Annotated in this window: 19 protein-coding genes; 14 read left to right on the top strand and 5 right to left on the bottom strand. The window is 73.3% G+C overall.

The window, feature by feature from the left end; all coding sequences use genetic code 11:
* Position 1: 1 nt before the first annotated feature.
* From pstA to ACYVAP_RS02105, 5 genes are all read left to right on the top strand, one after another.
* Entirely contained in the window at positions 2 to 1,165 is a 1,164-nt protein-coding gene (pstA, locus tag ACYVAP_RS02125; RefSeq protein WP_498859323.1) for a PstA family ABC transporter permease, read from the top strand.
* A 29-nt stretch (positions 1,166 to 1,194) separates the two neighbouring features.
* Positions 1,195 to 1,980 carry a phosphate ABC transporter ATP-binding protein PstB gene (pstB, locus tag ACYVAP_RS02120; RefSeq protein ID WP_264449693.1) on the top strand — a complete coding sequence of 262 codons (786 nt, stop codon included), beginning with the start codon at positions 1,195 to 1,197 and terminating at the stop codon, positions 1,978 to 1,980.
* Positions 1,981 to 2,098: 118 nt separating this feature from the next.
* Entirely contained in the window at positions 2,099 to 2,878 is a 780-nt protein-coding gene (locus tag ACYVAP_RS02115; protein ID WP_498859322.1) for an ABC transporter ATP-binding protein, read from the top strand.
* Entirely contained in the window at positions 2,875 to 4,218 is a 1,344-nt protein-coding gene (locus ACYVAP_RS02110) for an ABC transporter permease family protein (protein ID WP_498859321.1), read from the top strand. Before ACYVAP_RS02115 ends, ACYVAP_RS02110 begins: the two co-directional genes overlap by 4 nt.
* Before the next feature lie 65 nt (positions 4,219 to 4,283).
* Positions 4,284 to 4,607 carry a rhodanese-like domain-containing protein gene (locus ACYVAP_RS02105; protein WP_103384981.1) on the top strand — a complete coding sequence of 108 codons (324 nt, stop codon included), beginning with the start codon at positions 4,284 to 4,286 and terminating at the stop codon, positions 4,605 to 4,607.
* Between the two features lie 30 nt (positions 4,608 to 4,637).
* On the opposite strand, the gene ACYVAP_RS02100 is transcribed toward ACYVAP_RS02105, so the two are convergent.
* Positions 4,638 to 5,399, bottom strand: a complete 762-nt coding sequence (locus tag ACYVAP_RS02100) for a CPBP family intramembrane glutamic endopeptidase (RefSeq protein ID WP_498859320.1) — start codon at positions 5,397 to 5,399, stop codon at positions 4,638 to 4,640.
* A gap of 67 nt (positions 5,400 to 5,466) precedes the next feature.
* Here ACYVAP_RS02100 and ACYVAP_RS02095 point away from each other — a divergent pair, with 67 nt between their 5' ends.
* Positions 5,467 to 6,168 (top strand): SDR family oxidoreductase, encoded by a 702-nt coding sequence (locus ACYVAP_RS02095; protein ID WP_498859319.1) that lies wholly within the window; start codon positions 5,467 to 5,469, stop codon positions 6,166 to 6,168.
* A 15-nt stretch (positions 6,169 to 6,183) separates the two neighbouring features.
* Here ACYVAP_RS02095 and ACYVAP_RS02090 read toward each other — a convergent pair whose 3' ends face one another.
* The 3 genes from ACYVAP_RS02090 to ACYVAP_RS02080 form a co-directional block, all read right to left on the bottom strand.
* A complete protein-coding gene (locus tag ACYVAP_RS02090) occupies positions 6,184 to 6,513 on the bottom strand; it encodes a metal-sensitive transcriptional regulator (RefSeq protein WP_462588555.1) in 330 nt (109 codons plus the stop codon).
* A complete protein-coding gene (gene purB, locus ACYVAP_RS02085) occupies positions 6,510 to 7,955 on the bottom strand; it encodes an adenylosuccinate lyase (RefSeq protein WP_498859318.1) in 1,446 nt (481 codons plus the stop codon). Before purB ends, ACYVAP_RS02090 begins: the two co-directional genes overlap by 4 nt.
* Positions 7,956 to 8,052: 97 nt before the next feature.
* Positions 8,053 to 8,445, bottom strand: coding sequence for a phage holin family protein (locus ACYVAP_RS02080; protein ID WP_498859317.1), 393 nt, complete (start codon positions 8,443 to 8,445; stop codon positions 8,053 to 8,055).
* Positions 8,446 to 8,529: 84 nt separating this feature from the next.
* Here ACYVAP_RS02080 and ACYVAP_RS02075 point away from each other — a divergent pair, with 84 nt between their 5' ends.
* Complete coding sequence (locus tag ACYVAP_RS02075; RefSeq protein ID WP_498859316.1) at positions 8,530 to 9,423, top strand: alpha/beta fold hydrolase; 894 nt, start codon at positions 8,530 to 8,532, stop codon at positions 9,421 to 9,423.
* Positions 9,424 to 9,494: 71 nt separating this feature from the next.
* Positions 9,495 to 10,637, top strand: a complete 1,143-nt coding sequence (locus ACYVAP_RS02070; protein WP_498859315.1) for an aminotransferase class I/II-fold pyridoxal phosphate-dependent enzyme — start codon at positions 9,495 to 9,497, stop codon at positions 10,635 to 10,637.
* A gap of 19 nt (positions 10,638 to 10,656) precedes the next feature.
* On the opposite strand, the gene ACYVAP_RS02065 is transcribed toward ACYVAP_RS02070, so the two are convergent.
* Positions 10,657 to 12,345: an HNH endonuclease gene (locus tag ACYVAP_RS02065; RefSeq protein WP_498859314.1), complete on the bottom strand. Its 1,689-nt coding sequence runs from the start codon at positions 12,343 to 12,345 to the stop codon at positions 10,657 to 10,659.
* 342 nt (positions 12,346 to 12,687) lie between these two features.
* Here ACYVAP_RS02065 and ACYVAP_RS02060 point away from each other — a divergent pair, with 342 nt between their 5' ends.
* The 6 genes from ACYVAP_RS02060 (at position 12,688) to ACYVAP_RS02035 (ending at position 19,013) form a co-directional block, all read left to right on the top strand.
* On the top strand, positions 12,688 to 14,034 hold the full coding sequence (locus ACYVAP_RS02060; protein ID WP_498859313.1) for an MFS transporter: 1,347 nt from the start codon (positions 12,688 to 12,690) through the stop codon (positions 14,032 to 14,034).
* The gene (locus ACYVAP_RS02055; protein WP_498859312.1) at positions 14,031 to 14,615 is read left to right on the top strand and encodes a P-loop nucleotide/nucleoside kinase family protein; all 585 of its coding nucleotides are present in this window, start codon (positions 14,031 to 14,033) and stop codon (positions 14,613 to 14,615) included. Before ACYVAP_RS02060 ends, ACYVAP_RS02055 begins: the two co-directional genes overlap by 4 nt.
* 33 nt (positions 14,616 to 14,648) lie before the next feature.
* Positions 14,649 to 15,944 (top strand): Gfo/Idh/MocA family protein, encoded by a 1,296-nt coding sequence (locus ACYVAP_RS02050; RefSeq protein WP_498859311.1) that lies wholly within the window; start codon positions 14,649 to 14,651, stop codon positions 15,942 to 15,944.
* Between the two features lie 81 nt (positions 15,945 to 16,025).
* Complete coding sequence (locus ACYVAP_RS02045) at positions 16,026 to 16,769, top strand: DUF6882 domain-containing protein (protein WP_498859310.1); 744 nt, start codon at positions 16,026 to 16,028, stop codon at positions 16,767 to 16,769.
* Positions 16,770 to 16,887: 118 nt separating this feature from the next.
* Entirely contained in the window at positions 16,888 to 18,015 is a 1,128-nt protein-coding gene (locus ACYVAP_RS02040; protein WP_498859848.1) for a thiamine pyrophosphate-dependent enzyme, read from the top strand.
* The gene (locus ACYVAP_RS02035) at positions 18,012 to 19,013 is read left to right on the top strand and encodes an alpha-ketoacid dehydrogenase subunit beta (protein ID WP_498859309.1); all 1,002 of its coding nucleotides are present in this window, start codon (positions 18,012 to 18,014) and stop codon (positions 19,011 to 19,013) included. The genes ACYVAP_RS02040 and ACYVAP_RS02035 overlap by 4 nt, the downstream gene beginning before the upstream one ends.

Genomic DNA, 19,013 nt, shown 5'->3' with positions numbered 1-19,013 from the left:
CATGAGCACCGCCACCACCACTGCGAGCACCCTCTCCGGGGCACGGGCCGCCGAGCGCCGTCTGCCCCTCTGGCACCTGCTGCTGACGGGCGCCGCCTCCCTCGTGCTCGCCGCCCTGGTCCTCGCCACGTTCGGGAACCTGTCGATCGTGGGCGTGATCCTGCTGGGCTACGTCCTGCACCTGGTCGTCACCTACGTCTACTCGCGGGTCCGCGAGGGCCGGCGCTGGGCCGCGGACCGCGTGGTCATGCTGCTCGTGATCGGTGCCTTCGCGATCGCGCTGTTCCCGCTGCTCTCGCTGCTGTGGAAGGTCATCGTCGAGGGCGGCTCGCGGGTCGTCAAGGCCGCGCCGCAACCCTTCGCCTTCTGGACCTCGGACATGTCCGGGGTCATCGGCGGGGCCGACGCCGGCGGCGTGCTCCACGCCGCGATCGGCACCCTGCTCATCACCTTCTGGGCCTCGGTCATCTCGATCCCGATCGGCCTGTTCACGGCGATCTTCCTCGTGGAGTACTCCTCGACCGGCTGGAAGCGCACCCTCGCCAAGGGCGTCACCTTCCTCGTCGACATCATGACCGGCATCCCGTCGATCGTCGCCGGCCTGTTCGGCCTGGCCCTGTTCCTCGCCTTCATGCCGGACCAGAGCGTGCGCATGGGCATCATGGGCTCCGTCGCCCTGTCCCTGCTCATGATCCCGACGGTGGTCCGCTCGAGCGAGGAGATGCTGCGCCTGGTGCCGCTGGACCTGCGCGAGGCGGCCTACGCGCTCGGCGTGCCGAAGTGGCTCACCGTGGTGCGGGTCGTGCTGCGCACCGCGATCGCGGGCCTCACCACGGGCATCACCCTCGCGATCGCGCGCGTGATCGGCGAGACCGCGCCGCTGCTGCTCACGGTCGGCATGGTCACCGGTGTCAACTGGAGCATGTTCGACGGCCGCATGGCCACCCTGCCGACCTTCATCAACCAGCAGTACCGTGCCGGCAAGGCCAACTGCATGAGCGACACCGTCACCAACGTGGTCAACGGCGACGTGTACTCCTGCTCGATCACGACGAACATCGACCGGGCCTGGGCCGCCGCGCTCACCCTCATCGTGATCGTCATGGTGCTCAACATCATCGCCCGCCTCATCAGCCACTACTTCTCCCCGAAGCTCAGCCGCTGAGGCGGCGGGACCGCGAAAGGACACACGAGATGGCAGCCCCCCAGCCCATCACCGTCGAGGACCTCAACATCTACTACGGCGACTTCCTCGCCGTGGAGGACGTCAACGTGACGATCCAGCCGCGCTCGGTGACAGCGCTCATCGGCCCCTCCGGCTGCGGCAAGTCGACGTTCCTGCGCACCCTGAACCGGATGCACGAGGTGATCCCGGGCGCCTACGCGAAGGGCAACGTCGAGATCAACGGCGAGAACATCTACGCCCAGGGCGTGGACCCGGTGAACGTGCGCCGCCGCGTCGGCATGGTCTTCCAGAAGGCGAACCCGTTCCCCACGATGTCGATCCGCGACAACGTGCTCGCCGGCGTGAAGCTCAACAACCGCCGCATCAGCAAGCGCGACGCCGACGAGCTCGTGGAGTCCTCGCTCAAGGGCGCGAACCTCTGGAACGAGGTCAAGGACCGCCTCGACAAGCCCGGCATGGGCCTCTCCGGCGGTCAGCAGCAGCGCCTGTGCATCGCCCGCACCATCGCGGTGCGCCCCGAGGTGGTGCTCATGGACGAGCCGTGCTCGGCCCTGGACCCGATCTCGACCCTCGCGATCGAGGACCTCATCCATGAGCTCAAGGACAACTACACGATCGTCATCGTGACCCACAACATGCAGCAGGCCTCGCGCGTCTCCGACCGCACGGGCTTCTTCAACATCGCCGGCACCGGCAAGCCCGGCCACCTCATCGAGTTCGACGACACCGAGAAGATGTTCACGAACCCGGAGAACAAGCAGACCGAGGACTACATCTCCGGTCGCTTCGGGTGAGCGGAGGCGGGACTCCCCCTGGGAGGAGCCCCGCCTCACACCACGGTCTGACGTCGGCCCCGGGAGATCGATCCCGGGGTCGACGCGCGTCCCGGTGGCCGCGACGGAAGCTCGTGCCATGACCACAGCGATCCCCTCCACCTACCGCTCCCCGTCCGAGCCCGATCCCTCCGCCGGCCCCGGCACCGGCCCTGCCGTGCTCTCCGCCCGCTCCCTCGTCCGCGACTTCGGGGACGCCGGCCGGAAGGGCCCCACGACCCGCGCGCTCGCCGGCGTGGACCTCGACATCGCCCGGGCGGACTCCCTCGCGATCATGGGCCCCTCGGGCTGCGGCAAGACGACGTTCCTGCACGTCCTCGCCGGGATCCTCCGCCCCTCGGCGGGCGCCGTGCACCACGACGGCACCGACCTCTCCTCGCTGCCCGACGCCGCGCGCACGCGGCTGCGGCGCAGCGCCTTCGGCTTCGTCTTCCAGGAGGGGCGGCTGCTGCCCGAGCTGACCGCGCTCGAGAACGTGATCCTGCCGCGGATGCTCGCGGGCACGCCGCGCCGCACCGCGACGGCGGACGCCCGCGGCTGGCTGGACCGGCTGGGTCTCGCGGGGATGCACGACCGCCGTCCTGGCCAGCTCTCCGGCGGCCAGGCGCAGCGCGTCGCGATCGCCCGCGCCCTCGCCGGTCGTCCCCAGGTCGTCTTCGCCGACGAGCCCACCGGCGCCCTGGACCAGGCCACCGGCCGGTCCGTGCGGGAGGTGCTCGTGGGCGCCTGCCGCGACTCCGGCGCGAGCCTCGTCATGGTGACCCACGACCCGCAGGTCGCCGCCGTCTGCCGGCGCACGGTCGCCATGCGCGACGGCGTCATCGTCCAGGAGTTCCAGCGCACGGGGGAGGCACGATGAGCGTCCTCGCCGCCGCGCCGCTGCTGCTGCGCCGACGCAGCGCCCTCGCGGACACGCTGCCCGTCCTCGCCTTCGCCGCCTCCACCGCGATCACCTCGACCGTCCTCGGCGGGCTGCTCGCCTTCGTGGGCCGCATGCCCGCGGATGCGCTGGGGCCCTCCGCCTCGGCGGAGGACTCGATCATGGGCATGCTCGCCTTCTGCGCGCTCACGGCGAGCGTGCTGCTGGTGCCGAGCGCCGTCGGCTTCGGCGGGGCCGCCGCGCGGCTGTCCCTCGCCCGCCGCGAGCGGGACCTCGCCGCGATGCGCCTGGTGGGCGGGACCTCCGCCCAGGTGGGCGGGATCGCGCTGCTCGACGTCGCCGCGCAGGCGCTGCTGGGCTCCGTGCTCGGCGTGCTCGCGCACCTCGCGGTGACCCCCGCGCTCACCGCGCTCGACTTCGGGATCGCCCCGTTCACCGTGGGGGAGCTGCTGCTGCCCGTGTGGGCCTACCCGCTCGTGGTGCTCGGCATCCTGCTGGTCGCGCTGGGCTCCGCGGCGGTCGCGCTCGCCGGGGTCGTGCTGAGCCCGCTCGGGGTGGCGCGGGAGTCACGCACCGTGCGGATGAGCCTGCTGCGGCTCGCGGTGTGGGCGGTGCTGATCCTGCTGCTGGTCGCCGCGACCCAGCTGGCCCAGGTCGTCTCCGCGGTCGCGGGTCTGGCCGGGATGCTGATCATCATGATCGTGCTGGTGGGCGGGGTCGTCGCCGGGGTGAACGTGGTGGGCCCGCTCGTGGTGTGGCTGCTCGGCCGAGCTCTCGCAGCCACGGCCCCGACCGCGGGGCTGCTCGTCGCCGCTCGCCGCCTCGCCGCGGATCCCCGCGCCGCCTGGCGCACCGTCTCCGGGATCACGATCGCCCTGGTCGTCGCCGGGCTGCTCACGGTGATCTCGAACCTCGGCGAGGCGTCGACGCCGGAGGAGGCGATCCTCATGACCGCGATGAGCACGGGCGGCCTGCTCACGCTCGCGATCGCCGCGGTGCTCGCCGCGATCTCCACGGGGATCACCCGCACCGCGCAGGTGATCGACGAGATGCCCGTGCTGCGGGCCCAGCACGTGGCCGGCGCGCAGGTGGGTCAGCTGCAGCGGGCGCGCATGCTGCAGGCGCTGCTGCCCGTGCTGCTGAGCTCCGTGCTCGCGGCGGGGACGGCCCTGCTGGTCGTCGTCGCGACCGTCGGCGCCTCGACGCCGGACCCCGCGGCGCTCGTGCAGTACGTGGCGACCGTGATCGGGGCGTACGTGCTCGTGCTCGGCGCGGTCGCGGTCTCGGCGCCGCTCGTCCGCCGCGGCGTGCGGGTCTGATCGGGAGGCGGGGATCCCCGCCTCCCCATCGCGCGCCCCGCCCCACTACGCTGGACGCCATGGAGATGCAGAACCAGGTCGTCACCCCCGCCGAGGTGCCCGAGGGCGCCCACCTGATCGACGTGCGCGAGCAGAACGAGTGGGACGCCGGGCACGCCCCCACGGCGACGCACCTCGCCGCGAGCGGGCTGCTCGAGAAGCTCGACGAGCTGCCCGAGGACGGCGACCTGTACATCGTGTGCCGCTCCGGCGGCCGCAGCGCCCAGGTGACCCAGTGGCTCAACGGCAACGGGTACGACGCGATCAACGTCGTGGGCGGTATGGACCTCTGGTTCGAGTCGGGCCTGCCGATGGTCTCCGACGGCGAGGGCGAGCCGTACGTGCTCTGAGCCCCGCCGTCGGCCGGCCGCGGAGCCGGACTACAGCGGGAGCACGTCCTTGACGAGGCCGTAGCCCACGAAGGCGAAGGCGTCGATGAGCGTGTGCGCGACGATCAGCGGCGCGGTGCGCCGGGTGCGGCGGAACCACTGCGCGAACACGAGCCCCATGACGAGGTTCGCGACGCCCGGGCCGAGGCCCTGATAGGTGTGGTACGCGCCGCGGATCAGCGCGGAGACCACGACGATGCGCCGGCCCGACCAGCCCAGGCGCTCGAGCCGTTGCACGAGATAGCCGACCACGACCACCTCCTCGATGATCCCGTTCTTCAGGGCCTGCAGGAGGAGCACCGGGATCGTCCACCAGTGCGCGTCGAGGGCCGCGGGGATCACCTCGACCGTGATGCCGAGGGCGCGCCCCACGAGGTAGAAGGCGAGGCCGGGAACGCCGATCGCCGCCGTGATCGCGACGCCCTGCCGCAGGTCGCGGCCCGGCCGGCGCAGGTCCAGCCCCAGGTCGCCGAGCGCCTGGGCGACGCTCCCCGCGGTGAGCGCGAGCAGCAGCACCGCGAGCGCCGCCGGCACGAGGGTGAAGCCGATCGAGAGCAGCTGGTAGAGCAGGTCGAGCCACGGGTCGCGCGCCTGCGAGGTGTTCAGCGAGGTCGACTGCCCGGCGAGCGGTCCCGCCGCGAGGGCCTGGACGAGCGCGATGAGCGAGTAGACGGCGCTGCGGCCCAGCGACAGCCCGAGCACGATGAGCAGCTCGGCGCGCAGCAGCCCCCGGGTGGGGGAGACGGGTTCCATGGGGCACATGCTCCCACCCACCGTCTAGCGTCAGGAGCAGCGGCGGCACCGATGGCAGACTCGAGTCATGAACGACAGCACTGCCCTCCCGCGCGTCCTCGTCACCGGTGCGAACCGGGGGATCGGTCGCGAGATCGCGCTCGCCCTCGCCCCGGACCACCACCTCGTGCTCGGCGGCCGCGACGAGCCGGCGCTCGCCGCGCTCGCCGCGGAGCTCCCCTCCGCGGAGACCTTCGTCGCCGACCTCACGGATCCCGCCGCGACCGCGGCCGCCGTCGGCGCCCTCGACCTCCCCGGCGGGCTCGGAGGCCTCGTGCACTCCGCGGGCGTGCTCGTCAGCGGCCGGGTCGAGGACCTCTCCACGGCGGACTGGACCCGGTCGCTCACCGTGAACGTCACCGCCGTCGCGGAGCTGACGCGGCTGCTGCTGCCGGCGCTGCGGGAGGCCCGCGGCACCGTCGTCACGATCAACTCCGGCAGCGGCTACACCGCCAAGGGCGGAGGCGGCGCCTATGCGGCCTCGAAGTTCGCGCTGCGCGCCCTCACCGACGCGCTGCGCGACGAGGAGCGCGCCCACGGCGTGCGGGTCACCTCCGTGCACCCGGGCCGGGTCGCGACGGACATGCAGCGCCAGCTGCGGGACTTCGAGCAGGGCGAGTACCGCGAGAGCGACTACGTCGACCCGGCGACGGTCGCCGCGACCGTGCGGCTCGCGCTGGACCTGCCGGCCGAGGCGAGCATCGACGAGCTCAGCGTCCGCCCGCGCTGAGCGCGCGGCGGGGCCTCACTTCATGAGCCGCTTCACGGCGGCCATGATCTCCGCCATCTTGCGGTCCAGCTCCTCGGAGTCCCCGGACTCCGCGGCGTCGTGCACGCAGTGGTGGATGTGGTCGTCCACGAGGCCGAGCGCCACCGACTGCAGCGCCTTCGTCGCCGCGGAGACCTGGGTGAGGACGTCGATGCAGTAGGTGTCCTCCTCGACCATCCGGCCGATCCCGCGCACCTGCCCCTCGATGAGCTTCAGCCGTCGCAGGTAGGCGGCCTTGGAGTCCTGGTACCCGGGATCCCCGTGCGTGCCGTGGTCGCCGTGGGCGGCCGCCTCCGGAGCGGTCATGACGCGGTCGACCCCCCGGTGCCGCCCCCGACGGGGTCCTCGTCGAGGTGGCCGACGAGGCGCGCCGCGTAGCCGACGTAGGTCGCGGGGGAGAGGGCCAGCAGGCGGTCGCGCTCGGCGTCGGGCAGTCCCAGGCCCTCGATGAACTCGCGCATGCCCTCGCCGGTGACGCGGTGGCCGCGGGTGAGCTCCTTGAGCCGCTCGTAGGGGTTGTCCATGCCCGTGGTGCCCTGCACGCCGAGGGTGCGCATGACGGACTGGACGGCCTCGCCGAGCACCTCCCAGTTGCCCTCGAGGTCCGCCGCCATGGCGTCCGGGTCCACGTCGAGGCCCGCGAGGCCCTTGCGCAGGTTCGCGATCGCGAGCAGCGAGTGGCCCAGCGCCGTGCCGATGTTGCGCTGCGTGGTCGAGTCGGTGAGGTCGCGCTGGAGGCGCGAGGTGACGAGGGTCTGCGACAGCGAGTCCAGCAGGGCGCCGGAGATCTCGAGGTTCGCCTCGGCGTTCTCGAAGCGGATCGGGTTGACCTTGTGGGGCATGGTCGAGGAGCCGGTGCCGCCCTGCGCGGAGAGACGCTGGCGGAAGTAGCCCTGCGAGATGTAGGTCCAGACGTCCGTGGCGAGGTTGTGGAGGATGCGGCCGGCGCGGGCGACGTCCGCGTAGATCTCCGCCTGCCAGTCGTGGGACTCGATCTGGGTGGTGAGCGGGTTCCACGTGAGGCCGAGGTGCTCGACGAAGGTGCGCGAGACCTCCTCCCAGTCCGTGCCCGGCACCGAGATCGCGTGCGCGGCGTAGGTGCCGGTCGCGCCGTTGATCTTGCCGAGGATCTGATTGGCGGGGATCCGCCGCGCCTGGCGGCTCAGGCGGTGCACGAACACCGCGAGCTCCTTGCCGAGCGTCGTCGGGGTCGCCGGCTGACCGTGGGTGCGGGAGAGCATCGGGACCTCCGCGGTGTCCCGGGCGAGCTGCGCGAGGTCGCCGATGACGGCCTCGTAGGCGGGCAGCCACACGTCGTGCACGGCCCCGCGCACCATGAGCGCGTAGGAGAGGTTGTTGACGTCCTCACTCGTGCAGTAGATGTGCACGATCTCGGCGAGCGGCTCGAGGCTCGTGCCGGCGAGGCGGCGCTTGATGTAGTACTCGACGGCCTTGACGTCGTGGACCGTCTCGCGCTCGATCTCGGCGTGCTCGGCGATGCCCTCGGCGCCGAACTCCTCGGGGATGGAGCGGAGCAGGGCGCGCTCGTCCTCGGTGAGGGTGCGCAGGCCCGGGATCGCCTCGCGGTCCAGGAGGTGGATGACCCACTCGGTCTCGATGACGAGCCGCGCCCGGTTCAGGGCCGCCTCGGAGAGGTGGTCCACGAGCGGGGCCACCTGCGAGCGGTAGCGCCCGTCGAGCGGGGTGAGGGCGATCGGGGGAGTGATGTCCGCGAAGGAGTGAGCCATGGGGGTGATTCTCCCAGAGGTGCGGGCCGCCGTCGGCCCCTGCCCGGGTGTCGGGCCGGGCAGGGGCGGATGGGCAGCGGAGGGCGGGCTTCCCGGGTCAGGCGTCCTCGCGGTCGCCGATCCCCGTGACGGCCTCCACGATCGCGGAGAGGATGCCGATGATGACGCCCGCCAGCAGCGCCCACCAGAAGGTGTCGAAGGCCAGCGTGAGGCCGAACAGGCCGGAGACCCAGCTGGTCAGCAGGAGGATCAGCGTGTTGATGACGAGCTGGAACAGGCCCAGCGTCAGGCACGTGATCGGCAGGGCGAGGAGGGACAGGATCGGCTTCACGATCGTGGTGAGGATCGCGAGGATGAGGGCGATCGCCGCGATCGTGAGCACCTGGGTGAGGATCGAGGCGGAGTCGTCCCCGAGGTGCATGCCGGGCAGGATCAGGGCGGTGACCCACAGGGCGAGGGACGTGACGATGATGTGGCCGAGGAATCGCATGCCCCCATCATCGCCGTCGGCCCGGGCGGGCGCACGGGGGATATCCCCGTGCCGGGCCCTCGATCGCGCTGCGAGGATCGGCGCATGAGCGTTCTCTCCCGCCATCTGGTCGTCGACGGCCGTCGTGTGCACCTGCTGGGGTCCGTCGGCTCGACGCACGGGACGGCGGTGGGGGACCCGGAGGGGGGCCTCGTGCTGCTCGAGCCGGGGCTCGGGGCGGGGGCGGCGAGCTGGGGAGCGGTGCTCGACGGCCTCGCGGCGGCAGGGGGCGTCGGCCCGCTGCAGGTGCTCGCCCACGACCGTGCCGGCTACGGGGCCAGCGACCCGGCGGGCGGCCCCCGGGACCTGGGTGCGCTCGTCGCCGAGCTCGGCGCGGTCGTCGAGGCGGTGCCCCACCGGCGGCTCGTGCTCGTGGGCCACAGCTGGGGCGGACCCGTGGTGCGAACGCTCGCCGCGGCCCTCGTCGCCCAGGGGCGCGAGGTCGCCGGCGTGGTGCTCGTGGACCCGGCGGACGAGCTCGCCGACCTGTACTTCACCCCCACGGTCGAGGTGATGAACCGCGTGCAGGGCCACGCGATGGTGCTGCTGGACCGGGCGCACCTGCTGCATCGGCTCCAGCGTTCCGCGACCCGCGGACTGCCCGAGGCCCATCGCGAGCAGGCCGCCGCCTCCGTCACGACCGCCGCGGCGGCGCGCACCGTGCGTGAGGAGGCCCGCCACATCACGCGCGGCCTGCGGCATCTGCGGCTCGACCCGCCGGACCTCCGCGGGGTGCCGCTCACGGTCATCTCGGGCAGGCGCCCCGAGGGGCTCGGCCGGCGGCTGCGGGACGAGCTCACCGCGGCGCACCGCGAGCGCGCCGCGCCGAGACCGGGCGCAGGTGCGGGCCGGTTCGTCGCCGCGGAGCGCTCGGGACACCTCGTCCCCGTCGACCAGCCCGAGCTCGTGGTCGAGGAGATCCTGCGGCTGCTGGGCTGAGCGACACTCTCCGCTCCTCGCGCCCCACGGACGCGGCGGTCGGCAGGGTCGGGACGGCATACCCTGACGGCATGCCCGACCAGCCCTCCCAGCCCCAGCCTGCCCAGCCTCAGCCTGCCCAGCCCGTCGAGTCGATCCGCGTACGGCCCGCCCTCGAGGCGCTCCCCACCTACGTGGCCGGCCGGCCCCCGGCCGACGACGGGCGCCGCCGCTTCAAGATCTCCTCGAACGAGTCGCCGTTCCCGCCGCTGCCGGAGGTGCGGGACGCGGCGATCGCGGCGATGTCGGGCACGAACCGGTACCCGGACGCGGCCGCGCTGCAGCTGCGCGAGGCGCTCGGTGCGGAGCACGGCGTGGACCCCTCCCAGGTGGTGCTCTCCACCGGGGCGGTCGCCGTGAGCGGCGACCTCGTGCGGGCGGTCGTCGGCGACGGCGACGAGGTCGTCTTCGCCTGGCGCTCCTTCGAGGCGTACCCGATCCTCGTGGGCTCGCACGGCGGGACCTCCGTCCCCGTGCCGCTCACCGACGCCTTCGAGCACGACCTCCCGGCGATGGCCGCGGCGATCACCGAGCGCACCCGGCTCGTGCTGCTGTGCACCCCGAACAACCCCACCGGCGTCTCGCTCACCACGGAGGCGATCGAGGAGTTCCTGGGGTCGGTGCCCGAGGACGTCGTCGTCGCGATCGACGAGGCCTACCGCGAGTTCCACGACCCGCGGACGGTGCTGGACACCGCCGCGCTGTTCCGGCGTCACGGGAACGTCGTGGTGCTGCGGACCTTCTCGAAGATGCAGGGCCTCGCGGGCCTGAGGATCGGGTACGCGATCGCGCACCCGCGTCTCGCCCGCGCGCTGTCCCAGGTGACGGTGCCCTTCGGGGCGAGCCTGCCGGCGCAGGCCGCAGCCCTCGCGACCCTCCGGCCCGCCGTACGGGAGCGGCTCGACGAGCAGGCGGCATGGATCCGCTCCGAGCGCGAACGGGTGCAGTCGGCCCTCGCCGCGCAGGGCTGGGAGCTCCCGGCCTCGCAGGGCAACTTCGTCTACTTCCCGCTCGGTGAGGACTCCGCGGCCTTCGCGGCCTTCGCCGAGGAGCGGGGGGTCGTGCTGCGCAGCTACGGCACGGACGGCGTGCGTGCCTCCATCGCCGAGGCGGAGGCGAGCGATCTGCTCATCTCTGCGGCCGCCGCCTGGCGGGAGCGCGCCGACCAGCGCTGAGCCTCTCTCCCCGGGAGTGTCATCCCCGGGGAGGCCGGTGACCGGCGAGGAGCCTCTCGAGGGCGGCCCCGAGCGGATGCACCGGGGCAGGCGTCCGGCGGCGACGGAGGTGTGCCCGCAGTCTCCCCTGGGTCGAGGAGCCGTGCGACGACGAGACGGACGGCGCGCGTTCCGGCGGCAGGGGGCGGACCAGCGGGCGCGGCCCGGTGACGCGAGTGACGCCGCTGTGCCCGGTCCATGCCACGCGGTGCGCGGGCGGACTCTGCTGCGCGGTGCCGCACGGCGGATCGGCATGCTCCGCCGCCGCACCGATCGTCTCGACCCGCGCGAGCTGCTGCTCCTTGCCGTTGCAGTGCGCGCAGAGCTCCTGGCCGTTCCTCGCGCTCGTGGGCCCGCCCCGTGCGTGAGGGTGCACGTGGTCGTGCTGGCGGGCGGCGGCGTTGCAGAACGGACCACGGCAGGAGGTGTCCCGCCAGGTGAGGAAGCGACCGAGCGCCGCCGGGAACGCCCGGCCCTGGGACTCCACCGCGACGAGCTCGCCGCTCGTGGGATGCGTGTACAGGCGTCGCAGCACCGCGCGCACCGCGGGACCGTCGGCCCCGAAGGGGTCGGCGACGGGGTGGTCGACGGAGGACGGTGCGGGCGGCGTCAGGCAGGCGCGCAGCTGCTCGCGGATCGCCTCGGGCGGGACGGCTCCGTAGCCGGCGATGCGGGCGGGATCCCCGGCCTCCGGCAGCAGCAGGGCGCGGTCGGTGATGATGACGCCGACGTCGAGCTCGACCTGCTCCATCGCGCCTTCGCGTCCCAGCACGGTGTCCACGAGGGAGTCCGCCATGATCGCCACGTGGCCGTCCGAGGCGCCGTCGGCGCGACGACGCTCCGCCTCGAGGGAGAGGCGCTTGTGCACGAGGTGCGCGTCGACCGCGGGCAGCAGGGCGGAGAACCGGGCCATGCCGTCCGCCCCCGGGGTGAGCGTGACGGAACGGTTGCGACGGGCCCGGCGATGGCGCAGGGTCGCGCCCTCGGGGTCGAGGCCCGCGATGATCCCGTGGGCCTCGTCCCTCCAGTCCCGCAGCCCGGCGCCGTCGAGGTAGGGCAGGCGCTCACCGAGGGCCGCGTCCACCTCGCGACGCTGCGCGGAGGTGACCGTCGCGGTCTCCGTCGCGAGCGCGGTGGCGACCTCGGGGGAGAGGAGGTGGCGGGCGAGCGCGGTGCGGACCTGCGGCATCTCCTCGACGAGCCGGTGGGCCACGGCGAGGGCGCGCCCGGCGTGCGCGGGGGAACGGCGGGAGATCAGCGAGAGGTCGCGGCGCGCGATCGCGGCGGCGCGGTCCTCGAGCGCGGTGGGTGACGGGAGCGCGGCCTGCTCGTGCGCGGCCTCGTCCCGGGCGCGCGCCTCGACCTCCCGGCGGGTCTGCGTCTCGAGGGCCACGGCCGTGCGCGCCTCGAGCACGTGGAGCGCGGCGCGCAGGTCCTGCTGGACGGCGAGCAGGTGGACGAGGGTGCGGGAGCCCGCCTCCGCTGCGGTGGTGGGCGCCTCGGGGGTGAAGAGCTCGCCCGGCTCCGCGGCGAGATCGGCGAGGCAGTGCGCCACGTCCCCGAGCAGGTGGCCGAGTCCCGCGAGGTCGCCGTCGCGCAGGCTCGCGGCCGTGGCCCGGAAGGGCGTGGGGCCCTCCTGGGTGGTGGGGGAGCGGGACGTCGTCGACATGCCTCCATTCTCCCGTGGGCGAGTCGATTTCGAAAGGGTGTACGACGAATCTGTGGACAGGTATCCGTGGACAGATGGCGACATCACTCGAGGTCAGTGGGTGTACCCGATGTCAAGGGCTGTACCGTGAATGTGGATGGATGGGTCGTGGGGAGGAAAGGTCGGACCTTGGGGTGCGGAGGGAGGGGTGTGCGGGAGCGGCGGGGTGGCGGAGGGCGACGCGGAGGTGGTCACCGGTGAGGCGCGAGCGGCTGCGCCGCTACCCTGGGAGCGTCGGACGAGGTGGATCGGCGCGCGCCGCGCAGGCCCTGCGCGGGGACGGCGCCGGCAGGGGAGGACTGCATGGTGCGGGGTGCCGCGACGAGTGCCCGGGAGCAGATGCCCGCACGGCTCGGGGGTCCGCGTGCCCACCTCGTCTGGATCGTCGCGATCCTCGCCTATGCGATCGCGGTCCTGCAGCGCACCACGATGGGCGTCTCCGGCCTCGAGGCGACCGAGCGCTTCGGCACCTCCGCCACGATCGTCTCCACCTTCGTCGTCCTCCAGCTCCTCGTCTACGCGCTCGCCCAGATCCCCGCCGGCCTGCTCCTGGACCGCTACGGCTCCCGCGTCACGCTCGTCGCCGGGGCGCTGCTCATGGGGAGCGGGCAGCTGCTGCTCGCCCATGCGGACGTCGTCGGCACCGCGATCCTCGCCCGCGTGGTCGTGGGTGCCGGGGACGCGCTGACCTTCTCGAGCGCGATCCGGCTCGTGCCCGCCTGGTTCCCCGCCTCCCGCGTCCCCGTGCTCACGCAGCTCACCGGCATCCTCGGCCAGGTCGGCCAGATCGCCTCCGCGGTGCCCTTCGTCGCCCTGCTCGGCGCGGCCGGGTGGACCACGGCCTTCACGGGCGCCGCCGGGATGAGCGCCGTCGCCGCGCTGCTCGTGCTGCTGCTCGTGCGCGCCGTGCCGCCGGGTGCGCCGCGGCCGCGGGCCTGCCAGGACCTGCGACGGATGCCGCTGCAGGTCGCGCGGATCGTGCGCCATCCCTCGACCCAGCTGGGCTTCTTCTCCCACTTCACCGCCGGCTTCCCCGGGATCGTCTTCGCGATGATGTGGGGCTACCCGTACCTGACGGCCGGGGAGGGGCTGAGCCGTGCGGCGGCCTCGGGCGTGATGACGGTGCTCGTGGTGGTCTCGATCGTGGGTGGCCCGCTCGTCGGTGCGCTCACCCAGCGCCATCCGCTGCGCCGCTCCACGCTCGTGCTGCTCATCGTGCTCTCGATCGTGCTGCCGCTCACCACGCTCGTGCTCTGGCCGGGGCCGGCCCCGCTGTGGCTGCTGCTGATCATGGTCGCCGGGTTCTCCGTGGGCGGCCCCGCCTCCTCGGTGGGCTTCGACTTCCCGCGCACGGACCTCGCCCAGCACCGCCTCGGCACGGCGACGGGCGTCGTGATCATGGGCGGCTTCATCGGCGGGCTCGTGGCCACGCTGCTGATCGGCGTGCTGCTGGACCTCCAGCGCCCCGCGGGCGACTACGACCTCGAGGCCTTCCGCCTCGCCTTCGCCGTCCAGCTGCCGCTGCTCGCGCTCGGGGTCGCGGGGATGCTGATCTCCCGCTGGCGGCTGCGCCGGCGGATGGCCGCGCGCGGCCTCCAGGTGCCGCCGTGGCGCGAGGTCTGGCGCAGCGGACGCTGGCGCCGGCTGTGAGCGCGGGCGTGGGGCCGACGCTGCACCTCACCGTGGGGCTCCCCGGGACCGGCAAGACGACCTGGGCACGGGCCTTCGCGGCGCGGCACCGGCTCCTGCGGCTCACCCCGGACGAGTGGATGAACCCGCTCTTCGGGGCGTCGGACGTCGACGGCAGCCGGGACGTGCTCGAGGGTCGCATGATCTGGACCGCCGTGCAGGTCCTGCGCGGCGGCTCCTCGGTCGTGCTCGACTTCGGATGCTGGTCCGCGGAGGAGCGGTGGTCGCTGCGGGCGATCGCCGCGGCCGCGGGGGCCGGGTTCCGCTTGGAGTCCTTCTCCGTCCCCGAGCCCGAGCGGCGACGCCGGGCCGACGAGCGCTTCCGCGCCGCCCCGCACACGACCTTCGCGATGTCCGACGCGGACCACGACCGGTACCTCGCCCTGTTCACGCCGCCCACGGCGGACGAGATCGCGGGCACCCCGTTCCCGGCGCCGCCCGTCGGCCATGCGACGTGGACGGCGTGGACGGACTCCCGCTGGCCGGGGCTGGGCGACATGGGGGCGGGAGACCCCTTGCCTCCGTCCCCGCACGTGCCGTAGCGTTCCCCCGACACTTTATTTCAAGGAGGAAGTATGTCGTTCACGCTGGGCATCATCGGGATCGGACAGTTCGGGTCCCACTTCGCGGAGCTCTTCTCGGCCCATTCCCACATCTCCGCGGTCTACGCCGTGGACGACGTCCCCGAGCGCATCGACGCGCTCGAGCAGCGCCCCGAGCACGCCGTGAGCTTCGCCGGCCGCTTCAGCTCCGTCGAGGAGCTCCTCGCCTCCGACGTCGACGCCGTCGCGATCTTCACCCAGCGCTGGACCCACGGGCGCATCGCGATCGCCGCCCTCGAGGCCGGCAAGCACGTCTACTCGGCCGTCCCGATGGCGATCGAGGAGGCGGAGATCCGCGAGATCACCCGCCTCGTCGAGGAGACCGGGCTCGTCTACATGATGGGCGAGACCAGCCAGTACAACGCCGCCGTCGTGCTCGCCCGCCGGATCCACCGCTCCGGCGCCTTCGGCGAGGTCTTCTACGCCGAGGGCGACTACGTCCACGACATGGATCTCGGCTTCTACGACGCCTACAAGTACTCCGGCGGCGAGGGATGGAAGTCGACCGCCTCCTACCCGCCCATGCTCTACCCGACCCACTCGATCGGCGGGATCCTCGGCGTGCTCGGCGAGCGCCACGCGGTGTCCGTCTCCTGCATCGGCCGGCCGGACACCCGCGGCGACGGCGTCTTCGACAAGGCCGTCTCCCAGTTCGACAACGACGTCTCCAACGCCTTCGCCCTGTTCGAGATGGACAACGGCGGCGCCTTCCGCACCAACGAGCTGCGGCGCGTGGGCTACCCGAGCCACAAGCGCGAGTCCCGCTTCCGCTTCTTCGGCGAGGAGGCGAGCTTCGAGGAGACCGTCGACGTCACCTACTGGCACGACAAGGAGACCGTCCTCGAGGTCACCGAGCTCGTCGCGACCGGCAGCACGATGAGCCTGGACGACCCGCGCCTGGCCGACGTCTCGCCCACCCTGCGCGACGCCTTCGTCGCCGGCGCCTCGCCCGCGCACCACCAGTCCCGCCTGCCCGCCGAGTTCCAGGGCATGCCCAACGGTCACGAGGGCGCCCACCACTTCCTCGTGGACGACTTCGCGCGCGCCGTCTCCGGCGGGCACCAGCCCGTCGTCAACGCCTGGCAGGCCGCGCGCTACACGCTCCCCGGCGTGATCGCCCACCAGTCGATGCGCGCGGGCGGCGTCCGCCTGGAGATCCAGGACCTCGGCGACTGCCCGCTGCCCGTCGTCGACCTCGACGCCGAGCAGGAGACCCTCGACAAGGCCGCCCTCGAGGCGGCGGTCGCGGGGCAGCGGCCCCGAGCCTGACGAGCTCGATCCCCCGACGGCGGGGAGGAGGGGAGCCTCCTCCCCGCCGTCGTGCACCCGCCGTCTGTAGCATCGGCGCGCATGGAACCGGACCTCCGCAGCATCGCCCAGCACGCCCTCCTCTTCTCGAGCAACCGGCAGGAGGCGCTCGACGCGGCGCTCCTCGCGCGGCTCGGCCGCTACCGGTACAGCCTCGACCTCGCCGGCAAGCGCCTCACCTTCCGCGGCGAGGGCGGCGAGGTCTCCGGTCGGGCCGACGTCATCGCCTCCGTCCCCGCGGACCCGCAGCGCCTCCGCTGGGGCTGGTCCCCGCTGCTGGCGGACGTCGTCGGCACCGATGAGCTCGCCCATCGCCTGCAGGACGTCGGTCGTGAGCGCGACCTCCCCTCCCTCGTGCAGGAGGAGGTGCCCTACGAGGTCGCCCCGGACGAGGACCGCGACGACGTCATCTCCTCCCTCGCCCATGCCGTCGGCCGTGTCGCGGTCGAGGTCCTGGGCCCGGAGACGCTCTACTACACCTTCCCGACCGACGGCGTCTCCCGGGCGGTCGTGGCGCTGCGGAACCTGGATCTCGAGCTGGCGCCGATCCGTCTGGCCGACGTCGCCGCCGCGCTCGGCCCCGAGGTCGTGGCGCTCGACGACGCCGCCTGGGCGCTCGACGGCCTCGCCGCGAAGGTCCCGGCCTGGAGCGCCCGCCGGGAGCACCGCCTCGATGGCGACGTGGACGTGGTCACCGACGAGGAGGGCCTGCGCCTGGTGCTGCGGACCGAGCGTGATGACCGCGGCCGGACCCTGCGGATCCTCGTCGGCACGGAGCACGTCTGACGCGCCCTGCGGGTGTGTCGGGAGTCGTGATCGCTTGGAACCTACGCCACCGTAGGTTAGTCTCTCCGCCGTGAGCGTGTTCCAGACGACGATCCCCGCCGTGGCCGACCAGGAGCCGATGATCCAGCTCCTCGCACCGGACGGCACACGGACCCCGCACGACGAGTTCGACGCCGTCCTCGACGGCAGCGCGGGCGGGGGCGGTGACGACGACCTCCAGACCCCCGAGCGCCTGCGCGGCTACTACCGCGACATGGTGATGATCCGCGCCGCGGACCTCGAGGCGACGAGCCTCCAGCGGCAGGGCCAGCTGGGCCTGTGGGCGAGCGCCCTGGGGCAGGAGGCCGCGCAGATCGGCGCCGGCCACGCGTCCCGCGCCCACGACTACCTCGTGCCCACGTACCGCGAGCACGGCGTCGCGTGGGCCCGCGGCATCGAGCCCTGGCGCCTGCTCGAGATGTTCCGCGGCATCAGCCACGGCGGCTGGGACCCCGCGGAGCTGCGCACCCACCCGTACATGATCGTGCTCGGCTCCCAGGCCCCGCACGCCGTCGGCTACGCGATGGGCCTGCAGCGCGACGGCCTCGTCGGCACCGGCGACCGGGACACCGACACCGCCGTGCTCGCCCTGTTCGGCGACGGCGCCTCGAGTGAGGGCGAGGTCGCGGAGTCCTTCACCTTCGCCGCCTCCTTCCAGGTCCCCACCGTCTTCTACACGCAGAACAACCAGTGGGCGATCTCCGTCCCCACCGCCGTCCAGTCCCGCGTGCCGCTCGCCCAGCGCTCCCGGGGCTGGGGCATTCCCTCCGTGCGCGTGGACGGCAACGACGTGCTCGCCGTCATGGGCGCCGTGCGCAGCGCCCTCGACGCCGCCCGCGCGGGGGAGGGCCCCCGCTTCATCGAGGCCGTCACCTACCGCATGGCCGCGCACACCACGAGCGACGACGCCTCCCGCTACCGTCCCGGCGCCGAGGAGCAGGAATGGGCGGAGAAGGACCCGATCCCGCGCCTGCGACGCCACCTCGAGCAGCTCGGCGAGATCGACGAGGACTACGTGAAGCGCTGCGACGAGGAGGGCCACGACCTCGCGATGCAGCTGCACCACCACATCCACGGCATGGAGGACCCGGACCCGGTGATGATCTTCGACCACGTCTACGCCGAGCCCCACCCCGTCGTGGACGCCGAGCGCGCGCAGTACCTCGAGTACGCCGCCCAGTTCGAGGACGAGGAGACCGCGCGATGACCGAGACCCGCTCCGGGCACGCCACGACGCTGCCCATCGCCAAGGCCATCACCGCCGGTCTCCGCGACGCCATGCGCGCCGACGACCACGTCATGCTCATGGGCGAGGACATCGGCCGCCTCGGCGGCGTGTTCCGCGTGACCGACGGCCTCTTCGACGAGTTCGGCGCCCTGCGCGTCGTCGACACGCCGCTCGGCGAGGCGGGGATCGTCGGCACCGCCGTCGGCCTCGCGATGCGCGGCTACCGGCCCGTCGTCGAGATCCAGTTCGACGGCTTCGTCTTCCCCGCCTTCAACCAGATCACCACGCAGGTCGCGAAGATGCACTACCGCACCGGCGGCCGCGTCGCCCTGCCGATGGTCATCCGCATCCCGCACGGCGGCGGCATCGGCGCCGTCGAGCACCACTCCGAGAGCCCCGAGGCGCTCTTCGCGCACACCGCGGGCCTGCGGATCCTCGCCCCCGCCTCCGCGCAGGACGCCTACTGGATGACCCGTCAGGCCATCGAGTCCGAGGACCCGGTCATCATGCTCGAGCCCAAGAAGCGCTACTGGATCAAGGGCGACGTCGACCCCGACCACCGCCCCGAGCTGTCCCCGTGGCAGGCCCGCGTGCTGCGCGAGGGGACCGACGCGACGCTGCTCGCCTGGGGGCCGAGCGTGCCGCTCGCCCTCGAGTCCGCCGCCGCCGCGGAGGAGGACGGCACCTCGCTCGAGGTGATCGACCTGCGCTCCCTCGCGCCCCTGGACCTGCCCACCATCACCGACTCGGTGCGCCGCACCGGCCGCCTCGTCATCGTCCACGAGGCGCCCGTGACCGGCGGCCTCGGCGGGGAGATCGCCGCCCGCGTCGCCGAGGAGTGCTTCTACCACCTCGAGGCGCCCGTGACCCGGGTGGGCGGGTACTCCACGCCGTACCCGCCCGCGCGCACCGAGCACGCCTACCTCCCCGACCTCGACCGGGTGCTCGATGCGGTGGACCGCGTCCTGCAGCACTGA

This window comes from Brachybacterium horti (genome assembly GCF_054777615.1).
The sequence above is the reverse complement of the archived record's forward strand: the minus strand, read 5'-3'. Positions and strand labels throughout refer to the sequence as shown.